The following is a 14,792-nucleotide window of genomic DNA, read 5'->3' as shown; positions in this document are numbered from 1 at the left end:
GCAAAATAAAAAGGCTCTCCGGTCGGAGAGCCTTTTAGATACTGGTGCTGGCTGCAGGACTTGAACCCGCCACCCCCTGATTACAAGTCCGGGGTGAAATTCAATAAAATCAAATACTTAGTATGATTATTGCTTCGCAATTTGGAAAAGTGACGCCTCTCAAGTCCTTATTGGGCCTCGGTCATTTGAAAATTGCGAAGCGGAATTCTCATTCGCCGATACGAATGTTTGCTAAAGTCCCGATGTCGGCAATCGGCAGCGAACATAGCTATCGATGGTTCTTTACCTTGCAATTTGTCAGCATAATCGGATCTAACACGATACTCTTAGAACATGAATTTCTACGACTGGATGATTTACAAAGGACTGTCAAAGTCATCAGCAAGGAGCTACGACGGGGCACTCCGTGGTGCACTGTCCGAATGGGCTATCGACAACGATTTAACCTCTGGCCCATTGATCGCTTCGACAAGTGCTTTAACCTTTGAGACGCTTTCCCAAGACATCCAGAAACTACCCATTTTCAAAGAGAGAAACGCTCGTGGGCATCACATGTACAGCGCCACTTTGTCGCAGTTCTCTGCATACCTCGTGAGCAATGGCAGCGACGACGTACAAATCGATCTGGAACAGATCATCAATGACGCCGCAACGACACCAACCGAAAAAGCGGCTTTAGTCAAATCCAGAATTGGGCAAGGCATATTTCGAGAAAAGGTATTGCTACATTGGGCGTGCTGTGCTGTTACGGGATTCAGCGACACAAGTCTGCTTGTCGCGTCTCATATCAAACCGTGGAAAAAATCAACGAACAGTGAACGATTGGATCCATGGAACGGACTGCTGCTTTCGCCAAACCTAGATAAGGCGTTCGACAAAGGTTTGATTACCTTCGAGAAAAAGGGGGATATCCGACTTTCTCCTCTTCTCTCCGAACCTGCCAAACTTGGAATAGAGCCTTCGATGAGGATCAAACTGAAACCTGAGCATGAGAAATATATGGCCCACCATCGAGCAGAGGAATTCAAAAAAGGGTAGCTAAATTCCTCATTTTCTAAAATCCGGTTGATTTGATTGCATCACAGGTGCGCTTGTTCGGGAAAGCAAGCCGGTCAACTTTTAGGGGAGAATTATGAAAGCTGGCGTGATCTGCATAATGGTGTTACTAAGCACACTTTTATCTGGATGCTATTTTCTCAGGGCTGACGGTGGAGGTGGCTCCCCGAAAGAGGGAGTGCCAGAAGTACCAACGTCGCCCTGTGGCGGAAGTACAAAATGTACTGGAAAGTAGTAATAATAAAAAAGAAGCGCCCGCAATTGCGGGCGCTTCTTCATCTGCGGCGCGTTGCCGGCAAAGGCTTTCTGAATGTTTTAAAGCGTTTTAAGAAAATCTTATATCGTCCTTCTAAACTAGCTTGATCGTTCGTGGTCCGTGCCATCGTGTAGTAAAGAGATAACTCTGCGTCCGCGCTGTCTGGATCTTCACGGCTAGCCTTGAGGTTTTCCTTTAGTTCTGTGGTGAACTCATAGACAAAATCTCGCAATTCATTAGTTGCCTTCGGATTTTCTCGGGCGAACCAATAATAAAGTGGAATGTTGCCAGCAGAAGACAGTAAGGGATCGTTTTCGTTAAATTCTGCCGACAATAAATCCAGTACGGCGTAGACGTTGTCACGTGCGACAGCGTAAGGATCATTAACAGTGCCGACTAGATGTGGAAATGACTCCGCCCATAATTTTGCAGAATCAGCAAAATCGTCCATATTTCTGGCCTTGGTATCCACGAACTGCCCCTTGAATTCGAGCATATAAAGCTTCGTTGCTAGCGAAAACTCTTGCATACGCTTCGTGGCAAAGGCGATATTTTTCTGGAAAAACGGATGGAGTACCAAGTCTCGTACCGTTGAAGATATCGGGCCTTGTTTAGCATTTCGCTTTTCAGTGCTATTTGCCGCCTCACCGCTATTTAAACGTACGAATAATTCGTCAATTTTATGCGGTTCATCTGTAACCACATCCATAACAGCCGGCAAATAGTTTTCGATTTTGTAGGCATAGAAAGGGTACTGGTTCTTCAGTTCGGCATATGTTAAGCCCGCCAACGGCAAACTTGGCTCTTCCTCAAGGACAAATGATTTGTTGAGTTTTATTTCGTTATTAAAGAAGTCAAATATTGCCTGAAAACGCTGCTTTCCATCGATGACTGCAAACTCTTTTTGGCTCCGGTTTGTTGGAGTTTTCAAACTACCAATTGAGAGTGCGACATAAAACTTTGGAATGTCGAAGTCGTTGAGAATAGAGTCGATAAGGTGCGCCCGTTTCCAAGTGCTCCAAATAGCGGCCTTTCGCTGATATGGTGGATCCATATCCATGCGATTACTCAGATACTCTTCGTACCAGCTCTTGAGAGATTGAGGGGGGCGTAGAGATACTTTGAACATGGTTACACCCTGAACCCATTCAATCGTTTGATTTCCATTGCTACACCATGTAAATCTGGATAGGACACGGAATCCGTATATCCGATATTCAAGAGCAGCGCCAATACTTCTGCAATTTTTCCTTTATCGATCACGAGCTTGGTGAGAGAGCCTTCAGGGAATTTGCCAGTCTGATATTGAGTTTCCATCGAATCAAGCGCACGGCCGAAAATTGTAAAAACTCCTCGCTGAGCAAACATGCGTGCGTTATTTGCTGTGCCAAGTACTGCCGCAGGTCTTTCGTTGAGGGTCGAAAGTGCTGTTGGTTCCAACTTCCCGACGATCAGTTTTCGCGGGCCATAGCTAGATTTCGCTGTGTCATGAGAAAGCGGTCCAGCATCTCCATGCCTTATATGACTCAACGCTGTGCTATTCCATGCGACTGGATCTAATACCCATACCGCTGCATCTTCCTCATAACGGCCGTTTTTGGGATTGATAGCAGCGCTAGATAAGGCGAAATACAGAGAAATGAACGGATTAGTTGACCAATCTAACAGCCGCGTCGGCACTTGGTAATGTTGCATATAAAACAGAGTGCGAAGGTCATTTTGATCAACAGCGGTGGCGCTGGCCGCATTATGCAGAACACCTTGGCGTTCAAAGTCCAGCATCATCTCTGCTTCAAGAATAATTAGCTCTTCTAATGTCTTTTTAGTCGGATGTCGATAAAGCGTGGGTTGCAAAGTGTAGGTGTTGGCCCTCCCTACCCCACGATACCAATTGCCTCCAAAACGCTTGCCCTTATATTGGGCCGTTGCCGTCAAGAGAAGTTGTTCAACATGCTGAGTGAAAGTCGTAAGCGAATCGACATCTATAACTCTGGGCTTTGCCATTATTTCTCCCCCCCCTTGGTATCAAGTTTGCCAGAGACAACGTCCTCGAGGTAGGCCCCAATGGAGGTGGCGATAGCATGAGCCATCACCGGAGGAACAGCATTTCCAATTTGCCGAATGTTCGTCGTTGCAGCATGTGGGAAGACAAAGTTGTCGGGAAAAGTCTGCAGGCGGGCACATTCGCGAATTGTCAGGCGCCGCGGCAAAGCGTAATGAAACTGAACACGGGATTTTGCATTTGCTCTGACGGTATAGCCTGGCGCGTTTCGAGGGCTTGTTTCGTCTCCTTGGCCATTTCCAGATTTGGCTAGCGCTGCCTTGAAGTACTGACTTTGATTGGCAACCGTTTCATCATCAATTCCAATAAGGTCACTAATGGCCCACTCTACCGACCGATATTTGCCGGCGAATGTTTGGCGTGGCGGCAACGGATCAAAAGCAATATCTTTTCTGACAAAAACAAGGACCACACGCTGTCGTGCTTGGGGTACGCCGTAATCTGGAGCGTACATATCCCACTGGATGCATCTATATCCAGCATCGGCGAATGATTTTTTGATCCTCCTAAGTTCGTTGCCTTCGTTCATCCTCGGCAGATGAGCAACATTTTCAGCTATAACCAAAAGGGGTTGGTGGAATTTCGCGTATGCAGACATCGATTTGAAGAGCGATCCTCTTTTACTGTCTGTACCACCCTTTGGTCCGCAAATCGAAAACTCCTGACATGGAAAGCCACCTATCAAGATGTCCCCTCTGGGCATTTCAGCTGGCTTCGCTTTCGCTAAATCCATTATCTGAAAATGTTCGCCAACGTTTGATTTATATGTTGGCTCACACGCAGCATCGAAGTCGTAGGCCTGCACGACCTCGAACGGCTGTTTAGCATATTTCTGGTTTCGGTAGGTAAATCCACCCACGAATCCGAGATCAAGACCGCCACAGCCAGCAAAGAAAGAGACGATTTTTGCAACTTTCTTTTCGCCTTTAATAATTTTCCCCGAGGAAATATTCGCGCCAGTGGGCGTTGAGGAGGCAAATATTCTCATGCGCAACCTTATTATTGAAATTCTGAAAGACCTGTATTCCCCCTGTGACTACAGGTTAAATCGCGACCAATAATAAATTATTCGTACGTAAAGGTCTGCCATTTATTAACGTTCACTTTAGTAGGGGCATACTTTGTTCGCATGTGCATCAAAATGCGTCATATGTGAAGGGTGCCGGATTGTGCCGCCACATTAGGCTGAGTGGGCCTAGCCGCCTGATGCGAATTTGAGTCAAAAACAACCTATGTAGCGGGCAGGCGCGGGGTGGGGGCAACCGCGCGCGCAGGGCCGAGAAAGTGATTTATACTGTACATAAATACAGTAATATTTCACCAATCGTCCTTTCCTGTTGTCAATATGTCATGCCTCGCCTATCCCGCGCCGATCCCGCCAGGGAGCCGCGTCCAGCCCGTGCCGGCGATCCAGCTTGCCGGCGGGCCGCTGGCCGTGCACATCACGCACAAGCTGCACGCAGGCTTTCCCAGCCCGGCCGCTGACTACACTGCCGATCCGCTGGACCTGAATCAATACCTGGTGGATCGCGTCGCCTGTACTTTCCTCTTCGACGTGGCGGGCTGGAGCATGAGCGGTGCACACATCGTCGAAGGCGACAAGGTGGTGGTGGACCGCTCCATTTCGCCCCAGCCCGGCCACATCGTGGTGGCCATCGTCAATGGCGAATTCACCATCAAGCGGCTGCGCCTGGTCAACGGCGCTTATGAGCTGCACCCCGAGAATCCGGATTTCCGCCCGATCCGCTTCGGCGATGGCGAGGTGCTGGAGGTCTTCGGCGTGGTGGTGGGCGTGGCCAGGAAGATGCTGTGAGTACCCCGCCGCCCAGCTCGGCCGGCTTTGCCCTGGTCGACGTCAACAACTTCTACGTCTCCTGCGAGCGGGTCTTTGATCCCAAGCTGCGCGCGCGGCCGGTGGTGGTGCTGTCCAACAATGACGGCTGCGCCGTAGCGCGCTCCAACGAGGCCAAGGCACTGGGCATCAAGATGGCCGCGCCCTGGTTCATGATGCAGGATTTGGCGCGCCAGCACGGCATCGTGGCGCTGTCCTCCAACTACCCCCTCTACGCCGACATGAGCGACCGCGTCACCGCAGTGCTGCGCCGGTACAGCCCGCGTCTGGAGGTCTACTCCATCGATGAGAGCTTCCTGGCACTGGACGGCCTGGCCACTGCCGCCGGCCCCCATCGCTGGGCGGCTCGCTTCGAACACGTGACCCCGCATTACACAACCGATTGGGCGGCGCTGCCGCGCGTGAGGTGAGCATGCAAGTGACCATCTATCAGATGCGCCGCAATGGCGTGGAGATTGCCCGGGAGCTGCTGGGCGACGAGGCGCGCCACATCGGTGAGCTGCGGCTGGGCGTGTTCGAAGAGGGTGGCCGGCGCCGGCCGACCAAAGCCGCCAGGCTGCAGCAGGAAAACGGCGAGGTCATCATGGAACTGGTCGATGTCCACGTCGATGCCATCAAGGCGTCACGCATGGTCATCAAGGGGATAGAACGGCGGCAGACCGAGCGCGGCGTGGTGGAGTTCGCGCAGGCCTGGTTGTGTGTGCAGGCGGGCACTCCGTTGCTGGCCACGTCGCGGGAACGATTTTTCAAAGACAACGGCGGAAGCACGCACTAGCTAACAACCTCGGTTTTAATACGAGGGTTCCGACCCGGACAGACGTCGCGCTGTTGCGCCCAGACGAAGTCTCGGCTTTACTTGAAAAGTGATACGCCGCAGCACTACAGAAGTTATTCCTAGCCGTTCCCAGATCTCACAAGCAAAAAATATCTTGCAGGCTAGGCCAGACGCCACAGAATTTGAGAATTTAATCAAAGTCTGTGATCTTAGAATAGGCAAAGGGAATCTACCTTGGTAAAAGAATAGAGGGAGTGTGATTTAATTTGAAGGGCTCAGGCTGCCGAATCGTTCCTCATATACCGATCATCGACAATTCTGCGCCCCTCCGCTACTCCTGCTTCAAGGGCGGCCGTACTGGTGTCATAGATCCATGCCTTATCAAACCTATAGGGTAAGAAGAGGATCCCAGCGCGGTTTATGCGTAGCTGGGTAATTACCCAAAGTTCATTTTCCCGACCGCACCTCACCAAAATCTTGAAGCCTCGATAGGACTGCTCGCTGTATAGATGGTTCATCGTCTCCATCCAAATTGGTAACCTTGTTATTACCGATTGCATGATCACGTTCTCAAGTCCTCTTTCTCATGTTGGCATCGGAGCGATCGCAAATAATTTCCCTTTCCAGGGTTCAATTGAAGCGTCGAAAGCCAAAATTGCAATTTCATTCTTACCAGCGCCTTCTCGTATAAATTGCGCTATTGCTTTTCGACATACGATCATCTGTCCTTCCAAATTAGTAGGTGACCCACTAATTTGGAACTCGGCCCTGGTTCGCCCGCTCCCCAATCCGCTTGTAACTTCGATAACGTCTTTCTTGCCAATCCTCAGCCATACAAAACCGGCTTCGTGTCCTATATCTTCAAAATAGAATCGCATGGGAAATCTCTCAAATAAAGGGGCCGCAACTGCGGCCCCTTAACAAAGTAAATTATTGTCGTGCGGGAGATTACAAGGGCTGGTCTCTCTTCTCGCTCTCCCCTCCATGCCCCTTTCGATAGATACTGTCTCCATCATAGCGACGTGGACCGGCGTCACTTTGCTGATCAGCCTGCTCTTGCTTTTTTCGCTCATGTTCGGGCGAAGCAAAGCCCCCCTCACGAGAACGCGACGACTTCTCATCTTGAAGTGTGAAGCCCGGCTTTCCACGGCGACTGGGACTCTGAGTTTTATTAAAATTCGACATTTTTGATCCTTTAAGTCACGGTCTGATATGAGCGTCAACGGACAGGCCGCAATGTCCATTTCTGCCACATCCATATCGCGAGCATCATTCGGAAAGATAGCGGTGATGCCCACATACGTGAATGCTGATAGCGTGATATTTACGCACCGAATACCATTCTGGCTTCAGCTCTAAAATCTCGTTACCATCCTGGCCGAAGTAGGCCTTCAAGACGGTGTCAATTCATCCTGTTGAGCGAGGGGTGTGCGCTACGACATGCAATAAGTGCTTCACACATATTCACCCCCTGTGCGAGTAAAACCGCCTCTGCACGATAAACACCTTCGAGATTTTTTTTGGAAAAGATTTCGTTCTCACGTTCCAGTATGGAAACGCTGTTCAGTTGCCATCCATCGGCATATTGGGTGTATTTCAGCTCGTATGAAAAGTTGCCGGAGCTATCTGTAGTTTGATATGTAGACATGAAATTTCTCGGTCAGTTTAATTGTTAGGTTGGCTTGACCGATGTCGAAGGAATCAGATTCATCCAAGCATTTCGCAAGTCTTCTATTCAGATTGATAGTTCTTGCTATCCCAGAGTCGATTAGAACGACCCCGCGCAGCATTCTTTCTGTTCATCGCGCTAAGGTGAGTTTCCCTTTGCCGCACTTCTGAGAGCGACGACCATTTATAAGCCCGCCGCTGTACCTCTCGCTTCGCTATGTCTCAGGTTCGGCAGCTTTGGACAGTAGATCATTTCTCTTCGCTTCCGGCATCGCGCCGCTTGATACTACTGACTCTTCCCCACATGACCCTCTTATCTCGAAAACTCTTTGCTTTCTTACTGATTGCTAAAGGATCGCTGATCTCCTTGTTTTCAAAATAGCAGTCACCATGTAGTCGCCGATGCTCCTCTACTGCCTGCGCAACTTCGTCGACATCAAAGCGGGTGTTGGAATGTAGCCTCATTTTTTCTCCGTAAAGGATACGTGGGCAACAAAGATATTTTTAACGTCCTAACGTCACTTAATTACTAATCCTGGGACGAAACCATTCGCCATTGATCGCACAGATCATTTGTCTGACCACGACCGCGCGCACGCTGATTAAGTACCTCTTCGATACACTCAAAATCCTCTATCTGTCGAGAGTAGCCCGAATAGATCTCAGGTCGAGATAACGGAAAATCCACGCCACCTAACGTTGGGCGCAACGTGTGCCGACCGCTGAACATGTTCATATAGTTCTCCGAAAAGATACCTAAGGACATCTCAACGGATGGACTCAATGAAATCGAATGGAATCGATGTTGGGATGGGGATACGGACCATGTAAGTTCGCTCTTACTTACGAGAGGATCCGAGGAGGGATGTACAGACCTTACTCTTAATTCGCGTCGAAAACGAATTCGGAGCTCATTTATTTCACAATCGCCGAAGCGTAATCAATAGTCTTTCTTGTAGAAGAACACACGGATTACATATGTCAGACCGCGACACTACCTTCTGAAAAAGACATTCAAGCTGCTAATTAAGGCCATTGCTCCCAGCGACAGCACAAGCAGCCTCTACCGTCGAAATGAGAGAAGTGAGCGGACACGGTTTAAGAAGAACGGACGAAAAGACCGCCAAATTTTCAGTTGAGCTGCGGATCGGCGTCGCACTTAGAAGCAATATCGGTATTCCAGCATAACGTTTATCAGCTCTACTCTTGATTGCAAATTCTAGTCCGTCCATCACAGGCATACGTAAGTCAGTGAGAATCACATCCACTCTGGTGAGAGACCTCTGCATGACGTCAAAGGCCTCTTCACCATTTCCCGCGTCTAATACGTAATAGCCCTCAGCTTGAAAGGCTTCCACAAAAATATTTCTCACCTCTTTATCATCTTCAATAATCAAGAGGCACCGAGCTTTGCTGACATCTTCGTTCATCGGGTTTTCCTCAGGTGAATGGGCTGCGTCCCGGTGAGCGAAATGAACAGTATTTTTCAGGATACTTTGTGGGAAGCCTAAAGAAAATCAGACTCTTAGTCATATCACCGACCATTTCTCCTACAAATCTCTTTAGGGCTTACCAATGTACGTTCGGCCAAGTGAGAATGACCATCGAACTGCGCAAGGGACAAGAGGTCTAGATACGCTCATTTTATGAGTAGCACCATGTATTAGTGGAAGCCAAATCCACTGCCATCTTTCTTTCGAGGACAGCCATCTTGCTTATGGTGTTCTTCCATAAAGAGCAAAAATTCGACGTGCAGCTTCATCGCCGCGAGGATTTTAGAAGTTTGCGGATCAACTGAAGGGAAACTCTCTGAAGATGGCCGCGCCAGATCATCAAAAATCCCGCGAATAGCATCCGGTTCCGCGCCCGCTGCTTGCATCTCGATTAAGCACCTTCTCACCCGAGATCGTATTAAATCGCGGACGATTTCTCCTTGCGCAGCCTTCTTTCCGATTTCGTGTATCGAAAGCGTAGAGGGGGCGTCAAGCGGCCTGGTGATGTGTGCGGGCTGAAACACCGCTGCCGGAGACATCGTGAGAAAATTTCTTAACGTGCAGCAGCCGGACTCAACATTAGGCATAATGGCTCAGCTCGTTACAGCTCTTTTCTTCAGCTTGCATTTCGCCTGCGCATATAACAAAAATGAAAATAGGTGCGCCGGCTTCCTATACAAAGCCGTACAGCTCATCAATAGCGTGAATTAGGAAATCAATGGGAACATCGCTAACCTTTGGCTTCGCCTATAGGGGATTCGATATCACCATCATCGGATACGAGATCGATGGTGGTTGGCGAATGGCCCTTGAACTGCGCAAAGGAGATGACGTCGAGATTATTCGGGATACCGCCAACGTTTATGCCGACTTCAACAGCTTGCGCAGTATGGCGATTTGGACTGCCCATCTGAAAATCAAGAGCCTCACTGACGCGCGGGCTCATGGCTAACTTGCAAGAGGTTCGTATGGAATACGACCGCCGTTTTGAGCTGTTTGCACGGCTTCTATAGTTGAAACCAGTAGCTGCAACGGACATGGTTTCACTAATAGCGCATCAAAAATCTGCCTCGCTTGCCAAGAATTTGTCATTGGCGTCGCACTGAGTAAAACAATAGGAACCGCCGAGAGCTGCGAATTACTTTTGACCTTGCGCGCAAATTCCAGTCCGTCCATTACGGGCATGCGCAGGTCAGTCAGCACGACATCCACCGCCGCAGTGGGACACTGCATCATGGCATATGCTTCGGCTCCATTTGATGCTTCCAATACACGGTAGCCTTGCTCAGAAAAAGTCTCCGCAAAAATGCTGCGCACATCTGACTCGTCCTCAACGATCAGCAGACCACGTTGTCTCCCCTGCATGATGTCACTCCTCTACTCCTGGCTATACACCCAATACGGGCGTTATTGGCTGGTCTTATTATGGTCTTATCAGGCTAGGGCCACATTCTCAAAATCTCGCAAACTGAGAATTTCGGATAAGAAAGCATCGCTGAAAACCGCTTCAATTCGTAGACACATCCATTTTTCTGATGCTTTAATTCTTGTAATTTGAGAGAGTCACTAGTTGCCGTTCCTGCGTATGGCTTGGTTGAGCCGCTCGTAATCGTCGCGGCAATCAGAATTGCAAAATAGCAATTCCAACTGGACCTCCTCTTCGCAAAAATGGCAACGGAAATCAGCCTGTAGAGCCGGCGCGCTTCTTGCGGCGGCGACACCGGCCGAGATAGTTTGATAAATCTTGCTGTCCGCGTTATCGGCGTGATCGCTCATTGTTATTTCCCCTCATTGGTCGGAAGTTGATAGGAACGGAAGCGGACCACCTCCTGGTCGGCCCACTCGTTCAAGGAAAGAAACTGCGCCTGAAGCGGCTCAATTTCGTTGCAGCCGAATACAGCGGCGGCCTTCGTCACATCGCCAAAGCCGCCCGTGTTGTTGGGCATGGTGCCGAGCAGTTGCGGAGGCACCCGGTGCGCAGCCAGCACGTCGTCGCGTGTGCAGTTCTTGATGTTGAAAAACTCATCCTTTGCCGCGATCTCGGAGACCGGCAGGATTTGCAAGCCGTCTTTCTTTCCGCCTGGTGCATACACAAACAAGTTGCGGAAATTGCCCGGCCCTTTGCTGTTGCGCATCGCCTCGCGCAGCTTGTCCACGTCGTTGACGTTGCTGGCCGTGTCGGTCATGTAGAGGATGAAGCCGGCATGTGAGCCGTTGAGGTAGTAGCGCCGGCGGAAGAGCGTGGCCGACTCATTGAGCCAAGCCGATTGCAGCGCACTCACATACTGCGGCACGCCATACACTTCCTGATTGATGTCCGGCGCCTGTAAGTGCCAGATAGCGTCCTGTTCGAATTCGTATGTATCGCGCCACCCATTGACGAAGAAATAGCGCCCGGGCTCCACGCCCACGCGCGTGTACTTCGCCAATGCTGGCTTGAGGCCCAAGAGCTTGCCGGTCATACTCTCTCGCCGTTCGGCATAGCAGTTGCCGAACAGCAGAAAGTCCAGCGCCAGACGCGTGAAATCGCCGCGCGACAAGGCGGTGGACGGCTGGAACGTCGAAGCCAGGATATTGACCTTGCACCAGATCGCACTGGCGTGGTGGACACTGGCATTGAGGGACTTGGCCAGGCCCGGCATACTCAAGGGCGGTTCGTACCAGTCTCCATTGCGGTAGCACTCGACGTCCGCCAGCATGTCCCGGCCTTCCAGCACGGGCGAAGGATCGCCGAAAGAAAACGCTTCAACGGATGGCGCCGGCGGCGCCTCGGCCCCGGCCGGCAGGGTGTTGTCGGATGCAGCCGCGCGGCGGCGTGCTCGGTGTTTCATTAGAAGAACTCCATGGATGAAGTGTTGTTGGCGGTGGTGCCTTCGAACGGCTCGTAGTCGAGGGCATGCATGACCGACCAGGCCAAGTCGGCGTGGCCGGTTTCTTCAGAACGGCCGGCGTCATAGGTGACCGCGCGCCCGCTGGGGGTGAGGATTTTGCGAATGGCCATGAAGGACTGCGCGATGTCGGTCCAGCCAGCGTCGAACTGCAGGCGGCCGCTGCGAATGATGTTTTGTGCCTTCAGCACCATCCGCGTTTTGACCTCTGGCGAGTAGCTGATAGCGGTCACGCCCGGGAAGAACTGTTTGACCAACGGATAGACGCCTACGCCCATGCCGGTCGTGTCGATGCCGATGTACTGGACGTTGTAGCGGCCGCACATTTCCTTGATGAGAGCGGCTTGTTCCGAAAAATCTTTGCCGCGCCACTGGTGGCGCTCCAAGATACGGAAATTGCCCCCGGGGACCAGCGGTGGCGCAATCACCGAGCAGCCGGCGCTATCACCTGTCAGCGAAGGGTCGTAGCCAATCCAAACGGGCCGATGACCGAAGGGGCGAGCCGTGAAGGGCTTGTAGTCGTCCCAATCCACCCACGAATCGACCATGCCGCGCTGCAGGTCCGCCAGTGGAAACACCGACGCAGAATCGTCGATGAAATTACACATCAAGAGGTTGTCGAACTGGTCTGGTGAATATTCGAAATCGCGCAGCTCGTCGATATCGAACAGATCGCAGCCACCGGCGGCCGCGTCCATGATCGTGACGATCTGGCGCCAGATTTTGTCCTCACCGGTGAAGCCGGACGACAGCCGCTTATGGCTGACATCGATATTGACCTTTTCGCCCTTGGCGCGGCGCTTGTTGAACGCCTCGCCGGTCCAGAAGGGATAAGCCTGGTGCGTGGTCGCCGAGGGCGTCGAGAAGTAGGTTTTGCGCCACTTCTTGTGCAAGGCCATGCCAGACGCGACCTTGTTCAGTTCGGTGAAATTGTGCGTCCAGAAGAATTCATCGAAATAGAAGTTGCCGTGGTAACCCTGTGCGGTACGTGCGTTCGTGCCGAGGAAATACAGATGCGCACCGTTCGGCAGCACGATAGGATCGCCGGACAGCTCCACGCCGCATGCATCCTTCGCGAACTGGATGATGTACTGCTTGAAGACGTGCGCCTGCGACTTCGATGCCGAGAGAAAAATCTGATTGCGCCCGGTCTGGATCGCATCAATCAGCGCCTCGCGTGCGAAGTACCACGTTGCGCCGATCTGACGTGATTTCAGGATGATGCGCGTGCGCTCTGCGCCGTTGCGGAACCATACCTTTTGGTAGTCGAAGAGCGAATCATTGAATGCCTCGACGATACGCTGCTGCGCCTCTTCGCTGAACTCATTGCGCACCGGCTTTTTCTTCGGCCCGGCATTGCGATTGGCGATCTTGGGATTGAGGTCGGTTTCGTTGCCGCCAGGCTGTTCGTAGCGGCGCACGCGCGCGGCCTGCACCAGCTGGCGCATGAGCGCATCGAGTTCCTTGTACTCGCCATTGCCCTTTACTTCCTTGGCGATCAGTTGCACTATGCGCGCTTCAAGGGCAATCTCTACGCGCTCCAGGCGAGAGACCTTTTCCCATTCATCGCGGTGCTTCCAGCTATTGACCGTGGAACGCTTAATCTTCAGGTGGCGCGCAATCGACGAGATGCGCCAGCCCTCGAAATACAGGCGGCGCGCGACCTGTCGAGGCTCGGCCGCCTGGTCGATGTTGTCCTTGATGTCTTCTGGAATTTCTAACATGCCGCAAGCGTAGGCGGCGCGCGCGCGTAGCGGGGACTTTGCCGAGTCGCTATCCCCCTTATCAACCCTCACTTGATTGATGCATTTCGCCCATCGGCAGAAGATGACGTTATCCGATCAACCGATAACGAGCGCGAAATCTCATGGCAACCAAGAGCAAATTTTTCCGCGTCGCGACCGAGGGCGCGACCACCGACGGCCGTAGCATCAGCCGCGAGCAAATCCAGCAGATGGCCGACAGCTACAACGTGAAAACCTATGGCGCTCGCGTGTGGGTCGAACACCTGCGCAGCCTACTGCCGGATGGCCCGTTCCGGGCCTATGGCGACGTGCTGGCGCTGAAGGCCGAAGAGGTCGACACCGAGAGCGGCAAGCGCCTGGCGCTGTTCGCGCAGATCGAACCGACGCCCGCCTTGATCGCCATGAACAAGGATCGCCAGAAGATCTACACCAGCATCGAGCTGGCCGATAAGTTCGCCGACACCGGCAGTTCCTATCTGGTCGGCCTGGCCGTGACCGACAGCCCCGCCAGCCTGGGCACCGAGATTTTGCAGTTCTCGGCCACCAATCCGAAGGCATCGCCTTTCACGCCCCGCAAGCTGAAGCCGGAGAACCTGTTCTCCGAAGCCATCGAGGCCAACATCGAATTCGAGGAAGACGGCCCCAGCGTGGCCGAGACCATCAAGCAACTGTTCAGCCGCATTGGTGGTGGTGAGAAGAAGGCCGATGCCCAGCACGCCGACGTGGTGGCTGCTATGACCGCCGTTGCCGAAAAGGTGGGCGAGTTCGCGCAGTCCGCCGCGCAGGCCGGCAAGGATGTGGCCGAGATCGTGGCGCGTCTGGAGAAACTGGAAAAGCGTGTCGGCGATGAATCGACCACCGCCGAGCAGTTCCGCCAGACCATCAACCTGACTGACAAGAGCAACCTGCAGCGCCCGCCGGCCACCGGTGGCGGCAACAGCGGCACCGTGCAGACCGAGTTCTAAACCGCCGGCCGACGAAGCAAACCATTTCCGCA

17 protein-coding genes and 1 pseudogene are annotated in these 14,792 nt (G+C 52.2%); 5 read left to right on the top strand and 13 right to left on the bottom strand.

From position 1 onward, the window contains the following. Positions 1–333: 333 nt before the first annotated feature. Positions 334–1,038, top strand: coding sequence for an HNH endonuclease (locus ACEOAC_RS24595; protein ID WP_413443711.1), 705 nt, complete (start codon positions 334–336; stop codon positions 1,036–1,038). Positions 1,039–1,331: 293 nt separating this feature from the next. On the opposite strand, the gene ACEOAC_RS24590 is transcribed toward ACEOAC_RS24595, so the two are convergent. The 3 genes from ACEOAC_RS24590 to ACEOAC_RS24580 are packed head-to-tail and all read right to left on the bottom strand — an operon-like array spanning position 1,332 to position 4,362. Further along, the gene (locus ACEOAC_RS24590) at positions 1,332–2,441 is read right to left on the bottom strand and encodes a DUF262 domain-containing protein (RefSeq protein WP_413444402.1); all 1,110 of its coding nucleotides are present in this window, start codon (positions 2,439–2,441) and stop codon (positions 1,332–1,334) included. 2 nt (positions 2,442–2,443) lie between these two features. Then, positions 2,444–3,316, bottom strand: coding sequence for an FRG domain-containing protein (locus ACEOAC_RS24585; protein WP_413444401.1), 873 nt, complete (start codon positions 3,314–3,316; stop codon positions 2,444–2,446). Further along, positions 3,316–4,362: a DNA cytosine methyltransferase gene (locus ACEOAC_RS24580; RefSeq protein ID WP_413444400.1), complete on the bottom strand. Its 1,047-nt coding sequence runs from the start codon at positions 4,360–4,362 to the stop codon at positions 3,316–3,318. The genes ACEOAC_RS24585 and ACEOAC_RS24580 overlap by 1 nt, the downstream gene beginning before the upstream one ends. A gap of 357 nt (positions 4,363–4,719) precedes the next feature. Between ACEOAC_RS24580 and ACEOAC_RS24575 the strand changes: the two genes are divergently transcribed. The 3 genes and pseudogenes from ACEOAC_RS24575 to ACEOAC_RS24565 all read left to right on the top strand — a co-directional run bounded on the left by ACEOAC_RS24575 (position 4,720) and on the right by ACEOAC_RS24565 (position 6,001). Beyond that, a complete protein-coding gene (locus tag ACEOAC_RS24575) occupies positions 4,720–5,187 on the top strand; it encodes a LexA family protein (protein ID WP_413628926.1) in 468 nt (155 codons plus the stop codon). Continuing rightward, a pseudogene (locus ACEOAC_RS24570) lies at positions 5,184–5,621 on the top strand (hypothetical protein); the annotation flags it as partial. The gene ACEOAC_RS24575 and the pseudogene ACEOAC_RS24570, both read left to right, overlap by 4 nt. Before the next feature lie 17 nt (positions 5,622–5,638). Further along, positions 5,639–6,001: a hypothetical protein gene (locus ACEOAC_RS24565; RefSeq protein ID WP_413444397.1), complete on the top strand. Its 363-nt coding sequence runs from the start codon at positions 5,639–5,641 to the stop codon at positions 5,999–6,001. 584 nt (positions 6,002–6,585) lie between these two features. On the opposite strand, the gene ACEOAC_RS24560 is transcribed toward ACEOAC_RS24565, so the two are convergent. The 10 genes from ACEOAC_RS24560 to ACEOAC_RS24515 all read right to left on the bottom strand — a co-directional run bounded on the left by ACEOAC_RS24560 (position 6,586) and on the right by ACEOAC_RS24515 (position 13,774). Further along, on the bottom strand, positions 6,586–6,879 hold the full coding sequence (locus ACEOAC_RS24560) for a hypothetical protein (RefSeq protein WP_413444396.1): 294 nt from the start codon (positions 6,877–6,879) through the stop codon (positions 6,586–6,588). A gap of 524 nt (positions 6,880–7,403) precedes the next feature. Then, positions 7,404–7,649 (bottom strand): hypothetical protein, encoded by a 246-nt coding sequence (locus ACEOAC_RS24555; RefSeq protein ID WP_234294663.1) that lies wholly within the window; start codon positions 7,647–7,649, stop codon positions 7,404–7,406. 269 nt (positions 7,650–7,918) lie between these two features. Next, positions 7,919–8,134 carry a hypothetical protein gene (locus tag ACEOAC_RS24550; RefSeq protein ID WP_413444395.1) on the bottom strand — a complete coding sequence of 72 codons (216 nt, stop codon included), beginning with the start codon at positions 8,132–8,134 and terminating at the stop codon, positions 7,919–7,921. A gap of 557 nt (positions 8,135–8,691) precedes the next feature. After that, positions 8,692–9,099 (bottom strand): response regulator, encoded by a 408-nt coding sequence (locus tag ACEOAC_RS24545; RefSeq protein WP_413444394.1) that lies wholly within the window; start codon positions 9,097–9,099, stop codon positions 8,692–8,694. 233 nt (positions 9,100–9,332) lie between these two features. Next, positions 9,333–9,548, bottom strand: a complete 216-nt coding sequence (locus ACEOAC_RS24540) for a hypothetical protein (protein WP_413444393.1) — start codon at positions 9,546–9,548, stop codon at positions 9,333–9,335. A gap of 344 nt (positions 9,549–9,892) precedes the next feature. Then, complete coding sequence (locus ACEOAC_RS24535; protein WP_413444392.1) at positions 9,893–10,108, bottom strand: hypothetical protein; 216 nt, start codon at positions 10,106–10,108, stop codon at positions 9,893–9,895. Positions 10,109–10,110: 2 nt separating this feature from the next. Beyond that, entirely contained in the window at positions 10,111–10,527 is a 417-nt protein-coding gene (locus tag ACEOAC_RS24530; RefSeq protein WP_413444391.1) for a response regulator, read from the bottom strand. A gap of 201 nt (positions 10,528–10,728) precedes the next feature. Further along, on the bottom strand, positions 10,729–10,938 hold the full coding sequence (locus ACEOAC_RS24525) for a hypothetical protein (RefSeq protein ID WP_413444390.1): 210 nt from the start codon (positions 10,936–10,938) through the stop codon (positions 10,729–10,731). Positions 10,939–10,940: 2 nt separating this feature from the next. After that, a complete protein-coding gene (locus tag ACEOAC_RS24520) occupies positions 10,941–11,993 on the bottom strand; it encodes a phage portal protein (protein ID WP_413444389.1) in 1,053 nt (350 codons plus the stop codon). Continuing rightward, positions 11,993–13,774 (bottom strand): terminase ATPase subunit family protein, encoded by a 1,782-nt coding sequence (locus tag ACEOAC_RS24515; protein WP_413444388.1) that lies wholly within the window; start codon positions 13,772–13,774, stop codon positions 11,993–11,995. The genes ACEOAC_RS24520 and ACEOAC_RS24515 overlap by 1 nt, the downstream gene beginning before the upstream one ends. A 143-nt stretch (positions 13,775–13,917) precedes the next feature. Here ACEOAC_RS24515 and ACEOAC_RS24510 point away from each other — a divergent pair, with 143 nt between their 5' ends. Further along, positions 13,918–14,760: a GPO family capsid scaffolding protein gene (locus tag ACEOAC_RS24510; protein ID WP_413444387.1), complete on the top strand. Its 843-nt coding sequence runs from the start codon at positions 13,918–13,920 to the stop codon at positions 14,758–14,760. The last annotated feature ends 32 nt before the right edge of the window (positions 14,761–14,792 follow it).

The organism is Herbaspirillum frisingense (assembly GCF_047325095.1).
Lineage (GTDB): Bacteria > Pseudomonadota > Gammaproteobacteria > Burkholderiales > Burkholderiaceae_D > Herbaspirillum > Herbaspirillum frisingense.
This window is presented reverse-complemented; position numbering and strand designations above follow the sequence as displayed.

Excerpts from the sequence above, each read along its gene's own strand:
- ACEOAC_RS24545 (WP_413444394.1), bottom strand. The coding sequence starts at position 9,099 with ATGAACGAAGATGTCAGCAAAGCTCGGTGCCTCTTGATTATTGAAGAT.
- ACEOAC_RS24515 (WP_413444388.1), bottom strand. The coding sequence starts at position 13,774 with ATGTTAGAAATTCCAGAAGACATCAAGGACAACATCGACCAGGCGGCC.
- ACEOAC_RS24535 (WP_413444392.1), bottom strand. The coding sequence starts at position 10,108 with ATGAGCCCGCGCGTCAGTGAGGCTCTTGATTTTCAGATGGGCAGTCCA.
- ACEOAC_RS24510 (WP_413444387.1), top strand. The coding sequence starts at position 13,918 with ATGGCAACCAAGAGCAAATTTTTCCGCGTCGCGACCGAGGGCGCGACC.
- ACEOAC_RS24590 (WP_413444402.1), bottom strand. The coding sequence starts at position 2,441 with ATGTTCAAAGTATCTCTACGCCCCCCTCAATCTCTCAAGAGCTGGTAC.
- ACEOAC_RS24520 (WP_413444389.1), bottom strand. The coding sequence starts at position 11,993 with ATGAAACACCGAGCACGCCGCCGCGCGGCTGCATCCGACAACACCCTG.
- ACEOAC_RS24565 (WP_413444397.1), top strand. The coding sequence starts at position 5,639 with ATGCAAGTGACCATCTATCAGATGCGCCGCAATGGCGTGGAGATTGCC.
- ACEOAC_RS24560 (WP_413444396.1), bottom strand. The coding sequence starts at position 6,879 with ATGCGATTCTATTTTGAAGATATAGGACACGAAGCCGGTTTTGTATGG.
- ACEOAC_RS24530 (WP_413444391.1), bottom strand. The coding sequence starts at position 10,527 with ATGCAGGGGAGACAACGTGGTCTGCTGATCGTTGAGGACGAGTCAGAT.
- ACEOAC_RS24550 (WP_413444395.1), bottom strand. The coding sequence starts at position 8,134 with ATGAGGCTACATTCCAACACCCGCTTTGATGTCGACGAAGTTGCGCAG.
- ACEOAC_RS24575 (WP_413628926.1), top strand. The coding sequence starts at position 4,720 with ATGTCATGCCTCGCCTATCCCGCGCCGATCCCGCCAGGGAGCCGCGTC.
- ACEOAC_RS24540 (WP_413444393.1), bottom strand. The coding sequence starts at position 9,548 with ATGCAAGCAGCGGGCGCGGAACCGGATGCTATTCGCGGGATTTTTGAT.
- ACEOAC_RS24585 (WP_413444401.1), bottom strand. The coding sequence starts at position 3,316 with ATGGCAAAGCCCAGAGTTATAGATGTCGATTCGCTTACGACTTTCACT.
- ACEOAC_RS24595 (WP_413443711.1), top strand. The coding sequence starts at position 334 with ATGAATTTCTACGACTGGATGATTTACAAAGGACTGTCAAAGTCATCA.
- ACEOAC_RS24580 (WP_413444400.1), bottom strand. The coding sequence starts at position 4,362 with ATGAGAATATTTGCCTCCTCAACGCCCACTGGCGCGAATATTTCCTCG.
- ACEOAC_RS24525 (WP_413444390.1), bottom strand. The coding sequence starts at position 10,938 with ATGAGCGATCACGCCGATAACGCGGACAGCAAGATTTATCAAACTATC.
- ACEOAC_RS24555 (WP_234294663.1), bottom strand. The coding sequence starts at position 7,649 with ATGTCTACATATCAAACTACAGATAGCTCCGGCAACTTTTCATACGAG.